Raw genomic sequence first — 14,164 nt, 5'->3', positions numbered from 1 at the left:
AAAAGCCACGGTTCGGCCTGACATCAAAGTGCGTCGATCGCATGGAAATTGAACCGCACAGCCAAAATGAAGAAGTCTCCGATAAAAATTCTGCTCGTAGAGGACGATGGAGGGCTGAGTGCAACACTGACCAATGTGTTGGAAGCAAATCATTACGGGTTCGATCGGGCAAATGATGGACAAGCGGGCCTAGACTTGGCAGCGGGAATTGAGTATGACCTGATTTTGTTAGACGTGCAGGTTGCCAAATTAGATGGAATTAGTCTATGTCGGCAACTGCGATCGCAAGGCTACTGCAAACCGATCCTGTTAATGACTGCAAAGGATTCAGATGCGGAGGTGGTGGCTCTTTTCGATGCGGGAGCCGATGATTACATCAGCAAGCCTTTTGCTACGGAAGTATTACTGGCAAGAATCCGAACTTTATTGCGACGCAGTAAAGCACTTTCCCCAGGAGGTTCTACTCAGAATTCACCGGCTAATACATTGACTTGGGGAGATCTTTGTTTAGATTTGGATTCTGGTAGAGTGACATTTTGCGAACAAATAATTTCACTGACAGCGACAGAATATAATCTGCTGGAATTATTGCTGCGAAATCCCGATCGCATCTTTAGCCGCAGTGCCATTTTGGATCGTCTGTGGGGATTTGATGACGCGCCAACCGATCGCGCTATTATCACTCATATTAAGGATGTCAGAAAGAAACTGAAGGCAGGCGGCTTAACTGAAGAAATCATTGAAACAATTTATGGCATGGGCTATCGACTGAAACCGTACCCCCAATCTGCGTCATCTAGTTCAAATAATCCTGGGATTGAGCGCACCAAAAAAACTCAATCTCGCCGGATAGATAAGTCGGAGAGCGACAAAGTGTTAGAGCGGTTTCGGGGAGTATTCAACCAACAAATTACTGTATTGGAACAGGCAAAAACTGATCTATTAGCCGGAAAATTAGAAACAGAATTACAGCAAGCGGCCAAAAATGAAGCTCATAAATTGGCAGGCTCTCTGGGATCTTTTGGTTATCCCGAAGGCTCGAAATTGGCACGCTCAGCAGAGCATTTACTAATAAACGATCGCTCTTTGACTGCTGAGGAAATTACCCGCTTTTCGGAATTGGTGACAGGATTACATCAGGAGTTAGACAAAACACCGATTACATCAACGGCTGCACCAGTTTCTACTATTTCAAATTTCAACTATCGGGTTTTGGTAGTTGATGATGATGCTGCATTAACGGAGCGATTGAAAGTAGAATCGGAAGCTTGGGGATTTCGGATGAAAATTGCGCCGAATATTACTGCTGCCCGATCGCGTCTTGCTTTGTCAATGCCCGATGTGATGTTACTAGATTTAAGCTTTGCAGAGACAGAGGAAGATGGATTGACGCTACTGCGAGAGCTGACCGAGCGATCGCCTACTCTTCCTATAATCGTTTTTACCGGACGAGATAGTCTTGCCGATCGCTTGGCTGTATCGCGCTTAGGTGCTAAGCAATTTCTCCACAAACCTGCAACCACCGAGCAAATTTTTCGAGCCATCACCCGTGTTTTACCCAGTCCCAAAACTTCAGAAGCCAAAGTCTTAATCGTAGATGATGACCCTGTGATGCTGATTAAATTATCAGGGTTGCTGACTCCTTGGGGACTTGAGGTGACAACTCTCAAAGAACCACAGAAATTTTGGGAGGTGTTAATTAGCACTGAACCCGATTTAGTAGTGCTGGATCTAGAAATGCCGATCGTCAGCGGCTTAGAATTGTGTCAGGTGGTGCGACAGGATATCCAATGGGAAAATTTACCGATTTTGGTGGTGACAGCCCATACAGATCCAGAATCTCTACAACAAGCCTTTGCAGCGGGAGCCGATGATTTTATTACCAAGCCGGTACTAGGGCCTGAATTAGTCACGCGGGTACTCAGCCGAATCAGGCGCAGTCGTCCTTTACTTAAGCCTGGAAATACAGGACTTACGCATAGCCTGAATATATAGTGTTTTGTAGGGGCAAACCCCCCGTGGTTGCCCCCATACCTGGGATGATTGCGTAAGTCCTAAAATACTTAAATAGAACTTACGCAGGAGGGCTAAGAACCCGGTTTCTGCCTCAATCTAAAAAATGTAATTAAGTAAGTAGATTAATGATAGAACATACTGATGAAAATTATGGGAAATGGCAACAACAGCCACAGCAAGTCCTGGCTAAAACAGCACTTTCTCTCTCCGCATCCCTCAAACTAGAAGATATTCTCAACACTACGGTCACGGATCTCAGAAACATTCTGCAATGCGATCGCGTAATTATCTTGCAATTTGCTCCAGACTGGAGCGGAAATGTGGTGGTAGAGTCAGTTGGTTCAGAATGGACAGCAATCTTATCCACTCAGATACACGATCCTTGCTTGGGTGAAAGCTATATCGAACCCTTCAAACAAGGCTTATTCACCTCTAAATCTGATATTTATACTGCCGGAATTGATACTTGTCACCGGGAATTCCTGGCCACTTTTCAAGTTAGAGCTAACCTGGTTGTTCCTATCCTTGAGGGAGAAGAACTTTGGGGATTATTGATTGCCCATCAGTGTGCAGAACCTCGCGAATGGCAACCCTCAGAAATTGAACTCATGCGACAGCTAGCAACTCAAGCTGGAATTGCCATTCAGAAAGCTGATTTATTTGATCGAGTACAAACGGAACTGAGGGAGCGGCAACAAGCAGAAATTGCCCTACAACAACTCAATACTGAACTCGAACAACGAGTCATAGAACGGACTGCAGAACTCACTGAAGTCAACCATAGCTTGCAAGAATATATCAATCAAGTTGAAGACCTCTATAATAAGGCTCCCTGTGGCTATCATTCCCTAGATGCAGCAGGAACAATAATTATGATTAATGATACGGAACTCAAGTGGTTAGGCTATACCCGCGAGGAAATTGTACATAAAAAGAAATTTATTGATTTAATTCCTCTTGAAAGTAAAATTATTTTTTATCAAAATTTTCCCTTATTTAAAAAACAAGGCTCGATCAATAATTTAGAGTTTCAGCTTTTGAAGAAAAACGGAGAACCCATTTGGATAAACTTAAATGCTACAGCAATTTATGATGAAGCAGGTAACTTCATGATGAGTCGTTCTAGCTTATTTGATATCACGGATCGCAAAGGTACTGAAGAAGCCTTCCGCCAATATGAACGCATTGTATTCAATACAAGAGATGGAATTGCGCTGATGAATATTAACTATATTTATCAAATAGCCAATCAAGCTTATTTGACTTGGTGCAATAAATCGGAAAGCGAAGTTATCGGAAATTCTGTTAGGAATATCCTGGGTGCAGAGTTGTTTGATAACTTCATCCAACCTCGCTTAGATAGATGTTTGGCTGGAGAAACAATTCAGTATGAAAAGTGGTTTGACTATCCCAATTTAGTACGGCAATTTTTGAGCGTTACCTATACGCCTTTCCGCGATGCAGGTGAAAATATTTCAGGCGTTATCGTCAGTCTACGCGATCTGACTCAACTAAAACAAACAGAACAAATGTTGGATCTTCAGGCTGTCATTACCCGCAACATGGCGGAAGGCATTTGTTTAGTAAGAGCAGATAATGGAGTTATTGTCTATGCCAATCCTAAATTTGAGCAGATGTTTGGCTATGACTTTGGCGAACTCAACGGTCAGCACGTTTCGATTCTCAACTATGCCACCGAATCGGTCAGTCCTGAAGATGTAAATCAAGCCATTCGGTCTGCCGTTTTCCAAAACAGTGAATTCAGCTATGAAGTCCACAATGTCAAGAAAGATGGGACTCCATTTTGGTGCAGTGCAACTTGCTCTGTATTCAATGATTCCGGCTATGGCGATGTTCTGGTGGCCGTTCATCAAGATATCACAGTAGCGAAGCACCTCGAAGAAGTTAGACAAGAGGCGGAAGCAGCCTTACTACAGAAATCCCGAAAGGAAAATTTGCTCTGGAGGATTACTCAAGGGATTCGCCAATCTTTGGATCTGAATGCCGTTCTAAATACTGCTGTTACTGAAATTAGGCAGACATTACAAACCGATCGCACTGCCATTTACCGATTTAATCATGATTGGAGTGGTGATTTTATTTTCGAGTCAGTTGGTGAGGGTTGGGTAAAACTGATAGGGAGCGATATTCAAAAAAATTGTGCAGATACCTATCTGCAAGAAACTCACGGCGGTCGATTCCGCAATCATGAAAATTTTGTTGTTAACAATATTTACAGCGCTGAACTTCAACCCTGTCATATCGAGCTACTGGAACACTTACAAGCAAAAAGTTATGCAGTTTTCCCGATCTTTTTGAGAGAAACTCTCTGGGGTTTGTTAGCTATCTACCAAAATACTGCACCTCGTCAATGGCAATCGTGGGAAATAGAATTACTTGAACAGATTGCCAGCCAATTGTCGATCGCCATTCAGCAATCCCAACTCTACCGACAGCTTCAGGTCGAACTGCAAGAACGTCAGCAAGCCGAAGCCACCATCCGAGAAGCCGAACGACGCTGGCGATCGCTCTTGGATAACGTGCAGTTGATTGTTGTCGGACTTGATCTCGATGCAAATGTTAATTATGTTAATCCTTTCTTCTTAAAAATTACAGGATATACTCACCCAGAAGTTATGGGAAAGAATTGGTTTGAAAACTTCTTACCCCCTTCTAATCAACAATCGGTTCAAGTTGTTTTTTCGGAAGTTTTAGCCCATAACTATCATCCCTATTATCAAAATTTTATCTTAACAAAAGCGGGTGAGGAACGATTTATTGCCTGGAACAATACCATGCTGCAAGATTCAGAGGGAAACATCATAGGAACTATCAGCATTGGGGAAGATATTACCGAACGACAAAAGCTAGAACACATTAAAAATGAGTTCATTGGTATTGTCAGCCATGAACTTCGCACTCCTTTGGCAGGAATTCAAATGTCATTAGGACTAATAAAAAGTGGGGTTTATGATAAAAAGCCCGAAAAATCTAAACGCATGATTGAAATTGCCCTCCTCGATACCAATCGATTAGTCCACCTGGTTAATGATATTTTAGATTTGGAGCGCCTAGACTCCGGGCGGGCAATTGTCGAGAAAACCGTTTGCAAAGCTGCCGATTTGATGCAGCAAGCAGTAGATAGCATGCAGGCGCTGGCTACTCAACAGCAGATCTCATTAATCGTTAACCCCACAGATGCAGAAGTCGGGGCAACAAGAGATGCGATCGTCCAAACCTTAACAAATTTGCTCAGTAATGCGATTAAATTCTCACCTGCCGATTCCACAATTCATCTGAGTGCCGAAAACCAGACAGACTTTGTGCTGTTCCAAGTTAGCGATCGCGGACGAGGCATTCCAGCAGATAAACTAGAACTGATTTTTGCGCGATTTCAGCAAGTTGATGCTTCTGACTCCCGCGAAAAAGGAGGCACCGGTTTAGGTTTAGCAATTTGTCGTAGTATTGTTGAGCAGCATGGCGGCAAAATCTGGGCGGAAAGTATCTTAGGTGAAGGCAGCACATTTTGCTTCACCCTACCCTTAGCCACCGTTGAATAACTTTTAGATTAATCTGTAGCATCAATCCCGAATCCACAATCTCCAATCCAAAATGCCATGACTGACAGACAAATTCTAGTTGTTGACGATGAAGAACACCTTCGGGAACTTGTGCAGGCTTGCTTAGAAGATTTAGGCGGATGGGAAACAGTGGGGGCAGGATCGGGAGAGGAATGTTTACAAATACTGCAAATAGAACAACCCAACGCTATTTTGCTGGATGTATCTATGCCGGGGATGGATGGGTTTGCTGTGTACGAGCTCCTGCAGTCCGATCCGATTACCCGATCGATTCCAGTGATTCTGCTGACAGCGAAAGTTTTGCCCAGCGATCGGGCTAAATTTGCCCAGATGGCGGTAGCTGGAGTAATTGCCAAACCGATCGAACCCATCACCCTGACGGAAGAAGTAGCAGAGATTTTGGGATGGGTTGATTGACTTTCACCATTTTTGTGAAGTTTTGTAACAATAACCGAATCTTTACCAATTCCTTACCGTTGTTATTTAGTCTCCTGTTATGCAGCTAAAAGTTCTTTGCATTAGGAGGAGACTAAATGAATGCTTTTCAGGCTTTGAATGATATAAATCAGGATCTCGCAGTTTCATTTTCCGGTTTACCCACTGGTTGTCAGCAATCCACACTTTGGATTGATCATACAGAGGAAACACCGATCGCAGGTATTACAATTCAAGAAAAGGATATGACTCTTATCCTTAAAGTTCACATTTCTGACATTCATCTTGTCAAATTGAATCTCCACATCACTCCAGAAACTGTTTTAATTCAAGGTCAACCTACCGAAGCTGCTGGAGTAGAAGGTTATTTCCTTCCTAGTCAATTTCAAAGTCTCATCCCGTTGCCCCACCCCGTACATCCTGAAATTTATGGGACTGAAATACACTCGGATGGTTTAACCATTCAGCTTGCTAAAAAGTTGAGAACTCCGCCATCCCAAGTTCGGATTCAAGTCTTAAATACACATTTTTAAGCAATTGCTTAAAAATGTGTATTTAAGGCCAAATTGGCAACCGAACAATTGATTTCTAATCAACCCAAATAAAATGAACACTTTGCAACTAGCTAATTATGAGGGCAGTCTCCTGCCAGAAAGCAAGATGATAGGGAAACAAATTCTCATCGTTGATGACCAAGAACACCTCCGTGAACTGGTACAGTTGTGCCTGGAAGACCTCGCGGGATGGAACACCCTGGTGGCCGAATCAGGACAAGAATGTTTACAAATCCTACAAACCGAACGACCTAACGCTATTTTGCTGGATGTATCTATGCCGGGAATGGATGGGTTTGCTGTGTACGATCGTCTCCAATCCGATCCCATAACTCGATCGATTCCAGTGATTCTGGTGACAGCAAGAGTTTTGTCAACCGATATGGCTCAATTTGCCGAAATGGGTGTTGCTGGGGTAATTCGCAAACCATTTGAAGTCACTACCCTGCCGGGAAAAGTGGCAGAGATTTTGGGATGGGATGATTGACACTTCCCGGTATGGCAGACGCAGGATTCTTAAGACTTTACAATCTTAATATCCCTATTGATAGGCTTGCCAAACTCACCCTAGGGCGTGACTACCCCGCCAAAAACCCAGACATGGCTACTATTTTACAGGCTTTTGTTTAATAAAACATGAAGCATTTGCAAGGTATCTGTATGACTACAAACATACTTTTAGTAATTCACAAAAATCAGAATATAGGCGAGGTAATCCAGGCTTGCTTGACTGATTTGGTAGGTTGGAACGTGGAAGTTGCTAGTTCGAGTGAAGAATGCTTGCGACAAGCAAGTTTCTATCAGCCAGAGGCGATTATTTTGGATGTTGCTATCGGCGAAATTGATGGATTGCTATTTCTCAAACAACTAAAAACCCAACCAGAAACCCAAGGAATTCCGGTTCTGCTGGTAACTCTCAAAGCCAAATGATCCGATTTACAACAGAGTTGGTTACACAAATCTCAACTTGCAGCAGCGATCGTCAATTCTCTCAAGCCAACTATGCTTACCGTTGAGATAGCGAAGGTTTTGGGTTGGGATTTAGACTGAGTATCCTCTGTGGGAATCTGGGGGTTGTTGGATACAATTTCTCTCAGTTATTGCTACTTTTACGAAATATTTCGATTTGCATCAATTCCTTAACAAGCTTGTATTCTTTACCAAATCTTTACTTCTTACCTCTACATTCATAGAGTTGCTGCTTCCAGCCAGCTTACAGCGCTTGGCAACAAGAGACTAATACACTTTCGATAAAAAAGAGGTTTTTATGACAAGCTGTCCTTGCTGCACGAATCAACTGCTGCGTCACATTCGCCAAGCTCAATTATACTGGTTTTGCCGTCAGTGTTGGCAAGAAATGCCTGTGTACTCTCTTAACAGCTACGGTGCATCACTCTCTATAAATTTAGTTACAGAGTTAAGCATTAAGAAGCCACTTTCTTCAGAGGCGCTAGTTTGAAGGTGAAATGCGATCGCACAGGCGTGACGCCCGTGCCACAATCGAGGCGGATGGATGAAAGGGATCTCGCACTTACCGACTAAACCTCTTCAAAAATCGCTCCCCGTTGCTGTAGATTCACCTGCATCTCCTCATCCATTCCTGAATTGTTCCCAAACCTCGCTGACTCGACATTCGCACCGCTGAAATTAGTATTTGTTAAGTTCACTTCCAGCAGGTTTGCGCCGCTCAAATTGGCACCGCTGAGGTTAGCTAAAGCTAGACTTGCTTTGTGCAAATCTGCACCGCTTAAATCGGCATTTCCTAAGAAAGCGCCGCTCAAATCTGCCCCGCCGAATTTGGCATTTTGCAGGCTGGCGTCGCTGAAATCGGCATCGTTTAAGGTTGCACCCCGGAAATTTACCCGATCGAGATTTGCGCTGCTAAAATCCACTGCACTTAAAGTCGTTCCGCGCAAGCTACCACCAGCGAAATCTAGTGCTGGATTGAGATTGGCGATTTTTGCCAACTCCACAAAGTTGTCGGTTTCAGCGGAGATAATGCGATCGACCATTTCCTGCAATTCCGATTCAGCTTCCGGGACAATTTTCAGTTCGCGCGGTTCAACCGGAGGTAAATTGTAGGACAATAGCGCCCAACTGAGGGCAGGTTGGAGTTTATGTTTTTGTAGGTATACAGTCAGGATTCTTTCTAAAATAGAATGTTGATTTGGCGTGATCTCGTGCGGCCACAAACCCTCCGCATCTGTGAGATTAATATCTTCTTTAGCAACCTCAAAAGCGGCTGCCACCCGAAATTCTTTGCCAGAAATTTCTCCCAGCTTAGCATTTTTTAGCAAACCTTTTAATACTGATTTGCCCTGTTCTACTGAAAAAATCCAAGCTGGCGTTGTATCATCGCTGATTGTGGAAACGTGACAAAATATGCTCTCTGTCTCCTTAATTTTTTCCGCCTTCTCCCCGCCCTGAACTCCCCGCTGAGTTTCGGTTACTAAATTTTCTGCACTGCTTTGAATAGCCAGGGTTTCTTCAATTGGCAAAAGCTTAAAAGAACCGACTAACTGACGAGATGCTACGGGAATCTTGCAGTTTTCTAGATGGAGTTTGAGGATTCCGCCTTGCAGACCAAATTTGACGCGACCGCCGAGCAGCGGTTCCCAATGCTCGTTAAAATTTAGGCTCAAGTGAATGTCTAGCTGCTGGGTTTGGGCTGCAACCGATGGAAGTGGAATTGCTTCTAATTGCATCCACAAGCAATCTGGGTATTTGTTTTGAGACTCTAGCGATCGCATATCGGGTAGAATTGCTGGCACTACCAGCCTGTAATTGATATTTAAATTAGTTTATTATTTCTATTTTATCACAATACAGCTTTTTTTTGTGGACAAGATTGTAAATTTTGTTTAATTCGATCCGCAACTCATTGGTTTTGCTGGATTTGGCTTTTCACCCAATTCCGAAATGCTTTCACTAATTCCAAATAGTCCATTGTTTCTGCTTGTTCCAAAAATCTAACAATCTCTAATATCGGTAAGCTGGGAAATGCTAAACTGATCTCGCCCTCAACGTATTCTCCATTTTCTAATCTGTTGATTCTGAGCCGCGATCCATTATAAATCCAAACTTCCGGCACTCCCAGATCCGCATAAACCTGCAAGCTATTTTCCGAACGGCTGGTAATATCAATTTCTACCACTAAATCGGGCGGCGGATCTTGATTCATGTCGATTCTTTTTTTGCCTTTAACTGCACTAACATTTTGGATGTAAAAACATTCATCAGGTTCTACACCGCTAAGTTCAGGACGCTTGAAAGTTGTGGAACCAAGAGGCTCAATTCTCACCTCTAATTCTTCCGCTAAGGTTTCAACAAATCGACCCATTATTGTTTTGAAACGTTCGTGTTCGGGAGAAGGTACCATAATTTTCAAATTGCCGCGATTATATGTCAATCGAATTTGCCGATCGCCGATTTCGGCTAGCAAAGTTTCGTAGGTTTGCCAACTGATACCCGATAGCTCGACAATTTGTTCGGGTGGAGCGAGAGTTTGAGCGGTCATAGGGCTATTTTCGTGAAGAGTTCGTAGGCGCAAGCCGGGGTGTAGCCATCGCACTTTTGCATTATATCATCGAAGGAAGCCTAAGCTGGAAATACCAAAGACAAATCTAGAGACAACTCGGGAAAATCAGGAATTACCACCGTCTGATTTGGCAAAACAACTCGTTGCAATTGATAACTATAACTCCCGTTTTGTTTCTGATAAGGCTCGCTGTGCATTTCCAGTTGATTATCAACCAAATTAAATATCCAATAATTAGAAATCCCAGTCTCAGCATAGAGAGACAGCTTGGTTGTGCGATCGTACTTCAAAGTAGAATCTGAAACTTCAATTACCAACAAGATATCAGCAGGCTGCGGGTGAGAAGATAAATAACGATCGGCTCGATTGCGGGCAATCACAACATCAGGCTCTGGTTCGCTATCATCAGACAAAATAATTGGCTCTTGACCGCGCACGATCGCGCGTTTTCCCACCAGCGCGTACAATTCTCCAAACAGCAGCGAATTACAAACAGAGTGAAACGTACCTTTAGCAGCCATAATGATAATTTCTCCGCGAATCAATTCAACTCGCTCATCGGGGGCGAAAAATCCCAGTTCTCCCAAACGGTGATATTCGGCGATCGAGAATCGTTTTGCAGTTACGGCAGTCATAGCTTTTCTTACCCTCTACAATTACCAACCTTTCCAATTAATTCTACTCAAAAATCCCGCCCCGTGCCGTCAATTCAACCTTCAGGGCATCCGAAATTCCCAAACAACAAAAAAACTTTGCATTTTTTACTACTGTATTTGTCAAATCAGCGCGACTCAAATCAGCACCGTTTAAATTCGCACCACTCAAATTAACACCACTTAAATCAGCATTCTTGAAATCAGTATTTGTCAAATTTGCATTTACTAAAATCGCATTCGGTAAATAAGCACTGCTCAAATTGGCGCCGGTTAAATTTGCACCGCTCAAATTCGCCCGGGGCAGCTTTGTCCGCAAATCAGCACCGCTCAAATTGGCGCTGCTGAGCTCAGCATCCCGCAAATTAGCATTGCACAAATTAGCATCAATTAAAATAGCAGCGCTCAGCAAAGCACCGCTGAGATCTGCCAAAGTCAAATCTGCGCCTCGGAGGTTGGTTTCGCGCAAATCCGCACCGTTAAAATCAGTGTAGTGCAAGTCAAAACCGCTTAAATTAGCCCCAGCAAAATCCTCAATTGGATTCAAACCAACTGTTTCTGCAAGTTGTACAAAACTCTTATTTTTATCAATTAAAAACAGTTCCCGGACGATCGCCAATTGCTCCTGTCGGTACTGGTTAGCCTTCTCGTAATCGGCTAAATACTTGTAACCCAGCTTCAAATACTTGAGAGCATTGCGCTCAATGCGATCGTCCTTGCTGGTGCGCGCGATCGACAACTGCTGGTGATAGCATTCGATCGCACCAGGCAAATCTCCCTTAGCATCGTAAGCTAGCGCCAAATTGCCCAAAGTTTCCAATTCAGAGCGCCCGTCGCCAGTGTCCCGCGCGATCGCCAAACGCTGCTGCTGGTAATCAATAGCACTAGAAAAATCCTCCAGAGCACAGCAAGCATTGCCCAGATTTCCCAAAGCATTTGCCTCACCCCGGCGATCGCGAATTTCCCGCGCTAACACCAAATGCTGCTGGTAGCAGTCGATCGCCTGAGCATAATTTCCCAGCGCTTCGTAAGCTACGCCCATATTACCCAGCGCCGCACCCGATCGCCGCTTATCGTCCATTGAGCGATACAGCGCCAGCGCTTCCTGCCAAGAATTCAGCGCCGCCTCAAATTGACGCGCCTGATATTGCGAAATCCCCTGCTTGATTAGCTCGCTAGCTTGTTCGCTCATAATGTCAAAATTAGTTAATAACTAAAATTGATATTAATCGACTCAAAGCGGTAATTGCTAATCGGTAATCGGGAATCGGGGATCGGTATGGTTAATCCCCTCCCCCATCCGTATTTTCACGTCCGTGCAAAAAAAAAGACAAAAAAAGAGAGAGCTACCTAAGTAACTCTCTCTGCCATCAGGGTGCATCTACATAACACAATATAACACGGTCGGGATGAGGGGTGTCACCCCCAAACGTGAAGATGTTGTAAAGAAATGTAGATTAATTATAAAGTTACGATCCAGGGATCGCGGCGAGCTCAGGAAAAACCGATCGCCCGCCGCTGTATCCGCTACACGACCCCCTTAACAACTGCTTAGCCTGCGCCGTTAAGCTTCGCCGCCAACAGCTCATTGGTGAGTTTGGGATCGGCCCGGCCGCCCGTTTCCTTCATCACCTTGCCGACAAAAAAGCCCAGCAGCTTAGTTTTACCGGCTCGGTACTGTTCGAGCTCCTTGGGATTGGCTGCCAACACCGCATCGATCGCTCGATCGATCGCCCCAGTATCCGAAATTTGAATCAAACCCTTACTCTCAACGAACTTCTGAGGCGAACCACCGTTTGCCAGCAACTCCGGCAAAATATCCTTAGCGATTTTGCCACTGATCGTACCGGCATCAATTAGCCCCAACAGTTCGGCTAAATCCTGCGGTTGGAAAGGAATTTCTGCGATCGCCAGTTTTTCATTTTTCAGATAAGCAGTAATATCGCCCATCACCCAATTCGCAGCTTGTTTAGCCACAGCACCGGCGGCGATCGATTTTTCAAAATACTCCGCCACCGCTTTGTCGTCAGTCAGCACCCGCGCGTCGTAGGGAGAAAGACCGAGCTCTGTTTCGTAGCGATTGCGCTTTTGGGCTGGCAATTCCGGCAGTTGAGCTTTCCAATCCTGCAATTGCTCGGCCGAAACTTTGATCGGAGGCAAATCCGGTTCCGGGAAATACCGATAATCGCTCGCGCCTTCCTTAACCCGCATACTGAAAGTACACTGCTTGTTTTCATCCCAAAGCCGCGTTTCTTGGACGATGGTTTCGCCATTTTCCACAGCTTGAATTTGCCGCTCGATCTCGTAATCGATCGCTCGTTCGATCGCATTAAAAGAGTTCATATTTTTAATTTCCACCTTCGTGCCGAACTCTTTTCTGCCCACGGGGCGCACCGAAATATTCACGTCGCACCGGAGCGAACCTTCCTGCATATTCCCGTCGCCAACACCGATGTAGCGCACGATCCGGCGCAATTCTTGACCGTATTCGGCAGCTTCCGCGCCCGATCGCAAATCCGGTTCCGAAACAATTTCGATTAGAGGCACACCGGCGCGGTTGTAATCCACCATTGAATAAGTTGAACCGCTGAGCCGATCGCTGCCGCCGTGAACCAATTTTCCGGCATCTTCCTCCATGTGCAAGCGAGTGATACCGATTTTTTTTCTAGTAGAATTTCCCGTCTCATCCACCAGTTCAATTTCTAGCCAACCGTTAGTAGCGATCGGCAAATCGAACTGAGAAATTTGATAATTTTTAGGCAAATCGGGATAGAAATATTGCTTGCGGTCAAACTTACTGTAAGGTGCGATTTCGCAGTTGAGAGCCAGCCCTGCTTTCACCGCATACTCCAGCACTTTTTGATTTAATACTGGCAATACTCCCGGCATTCCCATACAAATTGGGTCAATGTTAGTATTTGGGGCATTGCCAAATTCTGTAGAAGAACTGGAGAAAATTTTAGTATTCGTACTCAATTGACAATGAGTTTCGAGACCGATAATGGCTTCGTACTGAGTTTGGTTTTTTATCGAAGAGGGTGCAGCAGCAGTCATAAGCGATTTAAAAGACTGAATAACTTTAGATTTTATTTTAGCTTTTTATTGACCAAAGTGATTGGAGAGTATTTGTAGGTAGGGGCGGTTTCATTGGTGTCTACAAGCGCGTCAAACCCTGAGTTCAGCAGGTTTAAACCCCTGCCGGACTTGGATAAAGCGTGTTTAGTTGAGACAAATGGGGATCTGCATAGGCAACGCCGTGCTACAGATTCGCGATCAACCCAAGCCCGCAGCCACGCCGATCTCCTTTTGATCGCCCCCAAACAACAACTCTGTGCAAAAATATACTTAGCGCCTGCTCCTGCCCGCACCCTTCCCTTACCCAGGAGA

Annotated in this window: 12 protein-coding genes; 7 read left to right on the top strand and 5 right to left on the bottom strand. The window is 44.5% G+C overall.

The annotated features are described in order from the left end of the window. Positions 1-66: 66 nt before the first annotated feature. The 7 genes from QUA25_RS06730 (at position 67) to QUA25_RS06700 (ending at position 8,045) form a co-directional block, all read left to right on the top strand. Positions 67-1,995 carry a response regulator gene (locus tag QUA25_RS06730; RefSeq protein ID WP_333036542.1) on the top strand — a complete coding sequence of 643 codons (1,929 nt, stop codon included), beginning with the start codon at positions 67-69 and terminating at the stop codon, positions 1,993-1,995. 146 nt (positions 1,996-2,141) lie between these two features. After that, the gene (locus QUA25_RS06725; protein ID WP_333036540.1) at positions 2,142-5,576 is read left to right on the top strand and encodes a PAS domain S-box protein; all 3,435 of its coding nucleotides are present in this window, start codon (positions 2,142-2,144) and stop codon (positions 5,574-5,576) included. 57 nt (positions 5,577-5,633) lie between these two features. Then, positions 5,634-6,014: a response regulator gene (locus tag QUA25_RS06720; RefSeq protein ID WP_333036538.1), complete on the top strand. Its 381-nt coding sequence runs from the start codon at positions 5,634-5,636 to the stop codon at positions 6,012-6,014. Between the two features lie 116 nt (positions 6,015-6,130). Further along, complete coding sequence (locus tag QUA25_RS06715) at positions 6,131-6,565, top strand: hypothetical protein (RefSeq protein WP_333036536.1); 435 nt, start codon at positions 6,131-6,133, stop codon at positions 6,563-6,565. 127 nt (positions 6,566-6,692) lie between these two features. Beyond that, entirely contained in the window at positions 6,693-7,073 is a 381-nt protein-coding gene (locus QUA25_RS06710) for a response regulator (RefSeq protein WP_333036579.1), read from the top strand. A gap of 173 nt (positions 7,074-7,246) precedes the next feature. Next, positions 7,247-7,516, top strand: a complete 270-nt coding sequence (locus QUA25_RS06705; RefSeq protein WP_333036535.1) for a response regulator — start codon at positions 7,247-7,249, stop codon at positions 7,514-7,516. 337 nt (positions 7,517-7,853) lie between these two features. After that, positions 7,854-8,045, top strand: coding sequence for a hypothetical protein (locus QUA25_RS06700; protein ID WP_333036532.1), 192 nt, complete (start codon positions 7,854-7,856; stop codon positions 8,043-8,045). A gap of 79 nt (positions 8,046-8,124) precedes the next feature. On the opposite strand, the gene QUA25_RS06695 is transcribed toward QUA25_RS06700, so the two are convergent. The 5 genes from QUA25_RS06695 to gatB form a co-directional block, all read right to left on the bottom strand. Beyond that, a complete protein-coding gene (locus QUA25_RS06695; protein WP_333036531.1) occupies positions 8,125-9,357 on the bottom strand; it encodes a pentapeptide repeat-containing protein in 1,233 nt (410 codons plus the stop codon). Positions 9,358-9,464: 107 nt separating this feature from the next. After that, the gene (locus QUA25_RS06690; RefSeq protein ID WP_333036529.1) at positions 9,465-10,103 is read right to left on the bottom strand and encodes a Uma2 family endonuclease; all 639 of its coding nucleotides are present in this window, start codon (positions 10,101-10,103) and stop codon (positions 9,465-9,467) included. Between the two features lie 80 nt (positions 10,104-10,183). Next, a complete protein-coding gene (locus QUA25_RS06685) occupies positions 10,184-10,759 on the bottom strand; it encodes a Uma2 family endonuclease (protein WP_333036528.1) in 576 nt (191 codons plus the stop codon). 43 nt (positions 10,760-10,802) lie between these two features. Continuing rightward, on the bottom strand, positions 10,803-11,969 hold the full coding sequence (locus QUA25_RS06680) for a pentapeptide repeat-containing protein (RefSeq protein WP_333036527.1): 1,167 nt from the start codon (positions 11,967-11,969) through the stop codon (positions 10,803-10,805). 359 nt (positions 11,970-12,328) lie between these two features. Then, positions 12,329-13,831, bottom strand: coding sequence for an Asp-tRNA(Asn)/Glu-tRNA(Gln) amidotransferase subunit GatB (gatB, locus tag QUA25_RS06675; protein ID WP_333036525.1), 1,503 nt, complete (start codon positions 13,829-13,831; stop codon positions 12,329-12,331). Positions 13,832-14,164 lie beyond the last annotated feature (333 nt).

Source organism: Microcoleus sp. Pol17C6 (assembly GCF_036701145.1).
GTDB lineage: Bacteria > Cyanobacteriota > Cyanobacteriia > Cyanobacteriales > Microcoleaceae > Microcoleus.
Note: the sequence above shows the minus strand (reverse complement) of the source record. Positions and strands in the feature narration are given on the sequence as shown.

What these genes read in the sequence shown, in the direction of transcription:
- QUA25_RS06700 (WP_333036532.1), top strand. Translation starts at nt 7,854, where the DNA reads ATGACAAGCTGTCCTTGCTGCACGAATCAACTGCTGCGTCACATTCGC.
- QUA25_RS06715 (WP_333036536.1), top strand. Translation starts at nt 6,131, where the DNA reads ATGAATGCTTTTCAGGCTTTGAATGATATAAATCAGGATCTCGCAGTT.
- gatB (WP_333036525.1), bottom strand. Translation starts at nt 13,831, where the DNA reads ATGACTGCTGCTGCACCCTCTTCGATAAAAAACCAAACTCAGTACGAA.
- QUA25_RS06680 (WP_333036527.1), bottom strand. Translation starts at nt 11,969, where the DNA reads ATGAGCGAACAAGCTAGCGAGCTAATCAAGCAGGGGATTTCGCAATAT.
- QUA25_RS06710 (WP_333036579.1), top strand. Translation starts at nt 6,693, where the DNA reads ATGATAGGGAAACAAATTCTCATCGTTGATGACCAAGAACACCTCCGT.
- QUA25_RS06720 (WP_333036538.1), top strand. Translation starts at nt 5,634, where the DNA reads ATGACTGACAGACAAATTCTAGTTGTTGACGATGAAGAACACCTTCGG.
- QUA25_RS06730 (WP_333036542.1), top strand. Translation starts at nt 67, where the DNA reads ATGAAGAAGTCTCCGATAAAAATTCTGCTCGTAGAGGACGATGGAGGG.
- QUA25_RS06685 (WP_333036528.1), bottom strand. Translation starts at nt 10,759, where the DNA reads ATGACTGCCGTAACTGCAAAACGATTCTCGATCGCCGAATATCACCGT.
- QUA25_RS06690 (WP_333036529.1), bottom strand. Translation starts at nt 10,103, where the DNA reads ATGACCGCTCAAACTCTCGCTCCACCCGAACAAATTGTCGAGCTATCG.
- QUA25_RS06705 (WP_333036535.1), top strand. Translation starts at nt 7,247, where the DNA reads ATGACTACAAACATACTTTTAGTAATTCACAAAAATCAGAATATAGGC.
- QUA25_RS06725 (WP_333036540.1), top strand. Translation starts at nt 2,142, where the DNA reads ATGATAGAACATACTGATGAAAATTATGGGAAATGGCAACAACAGCCA.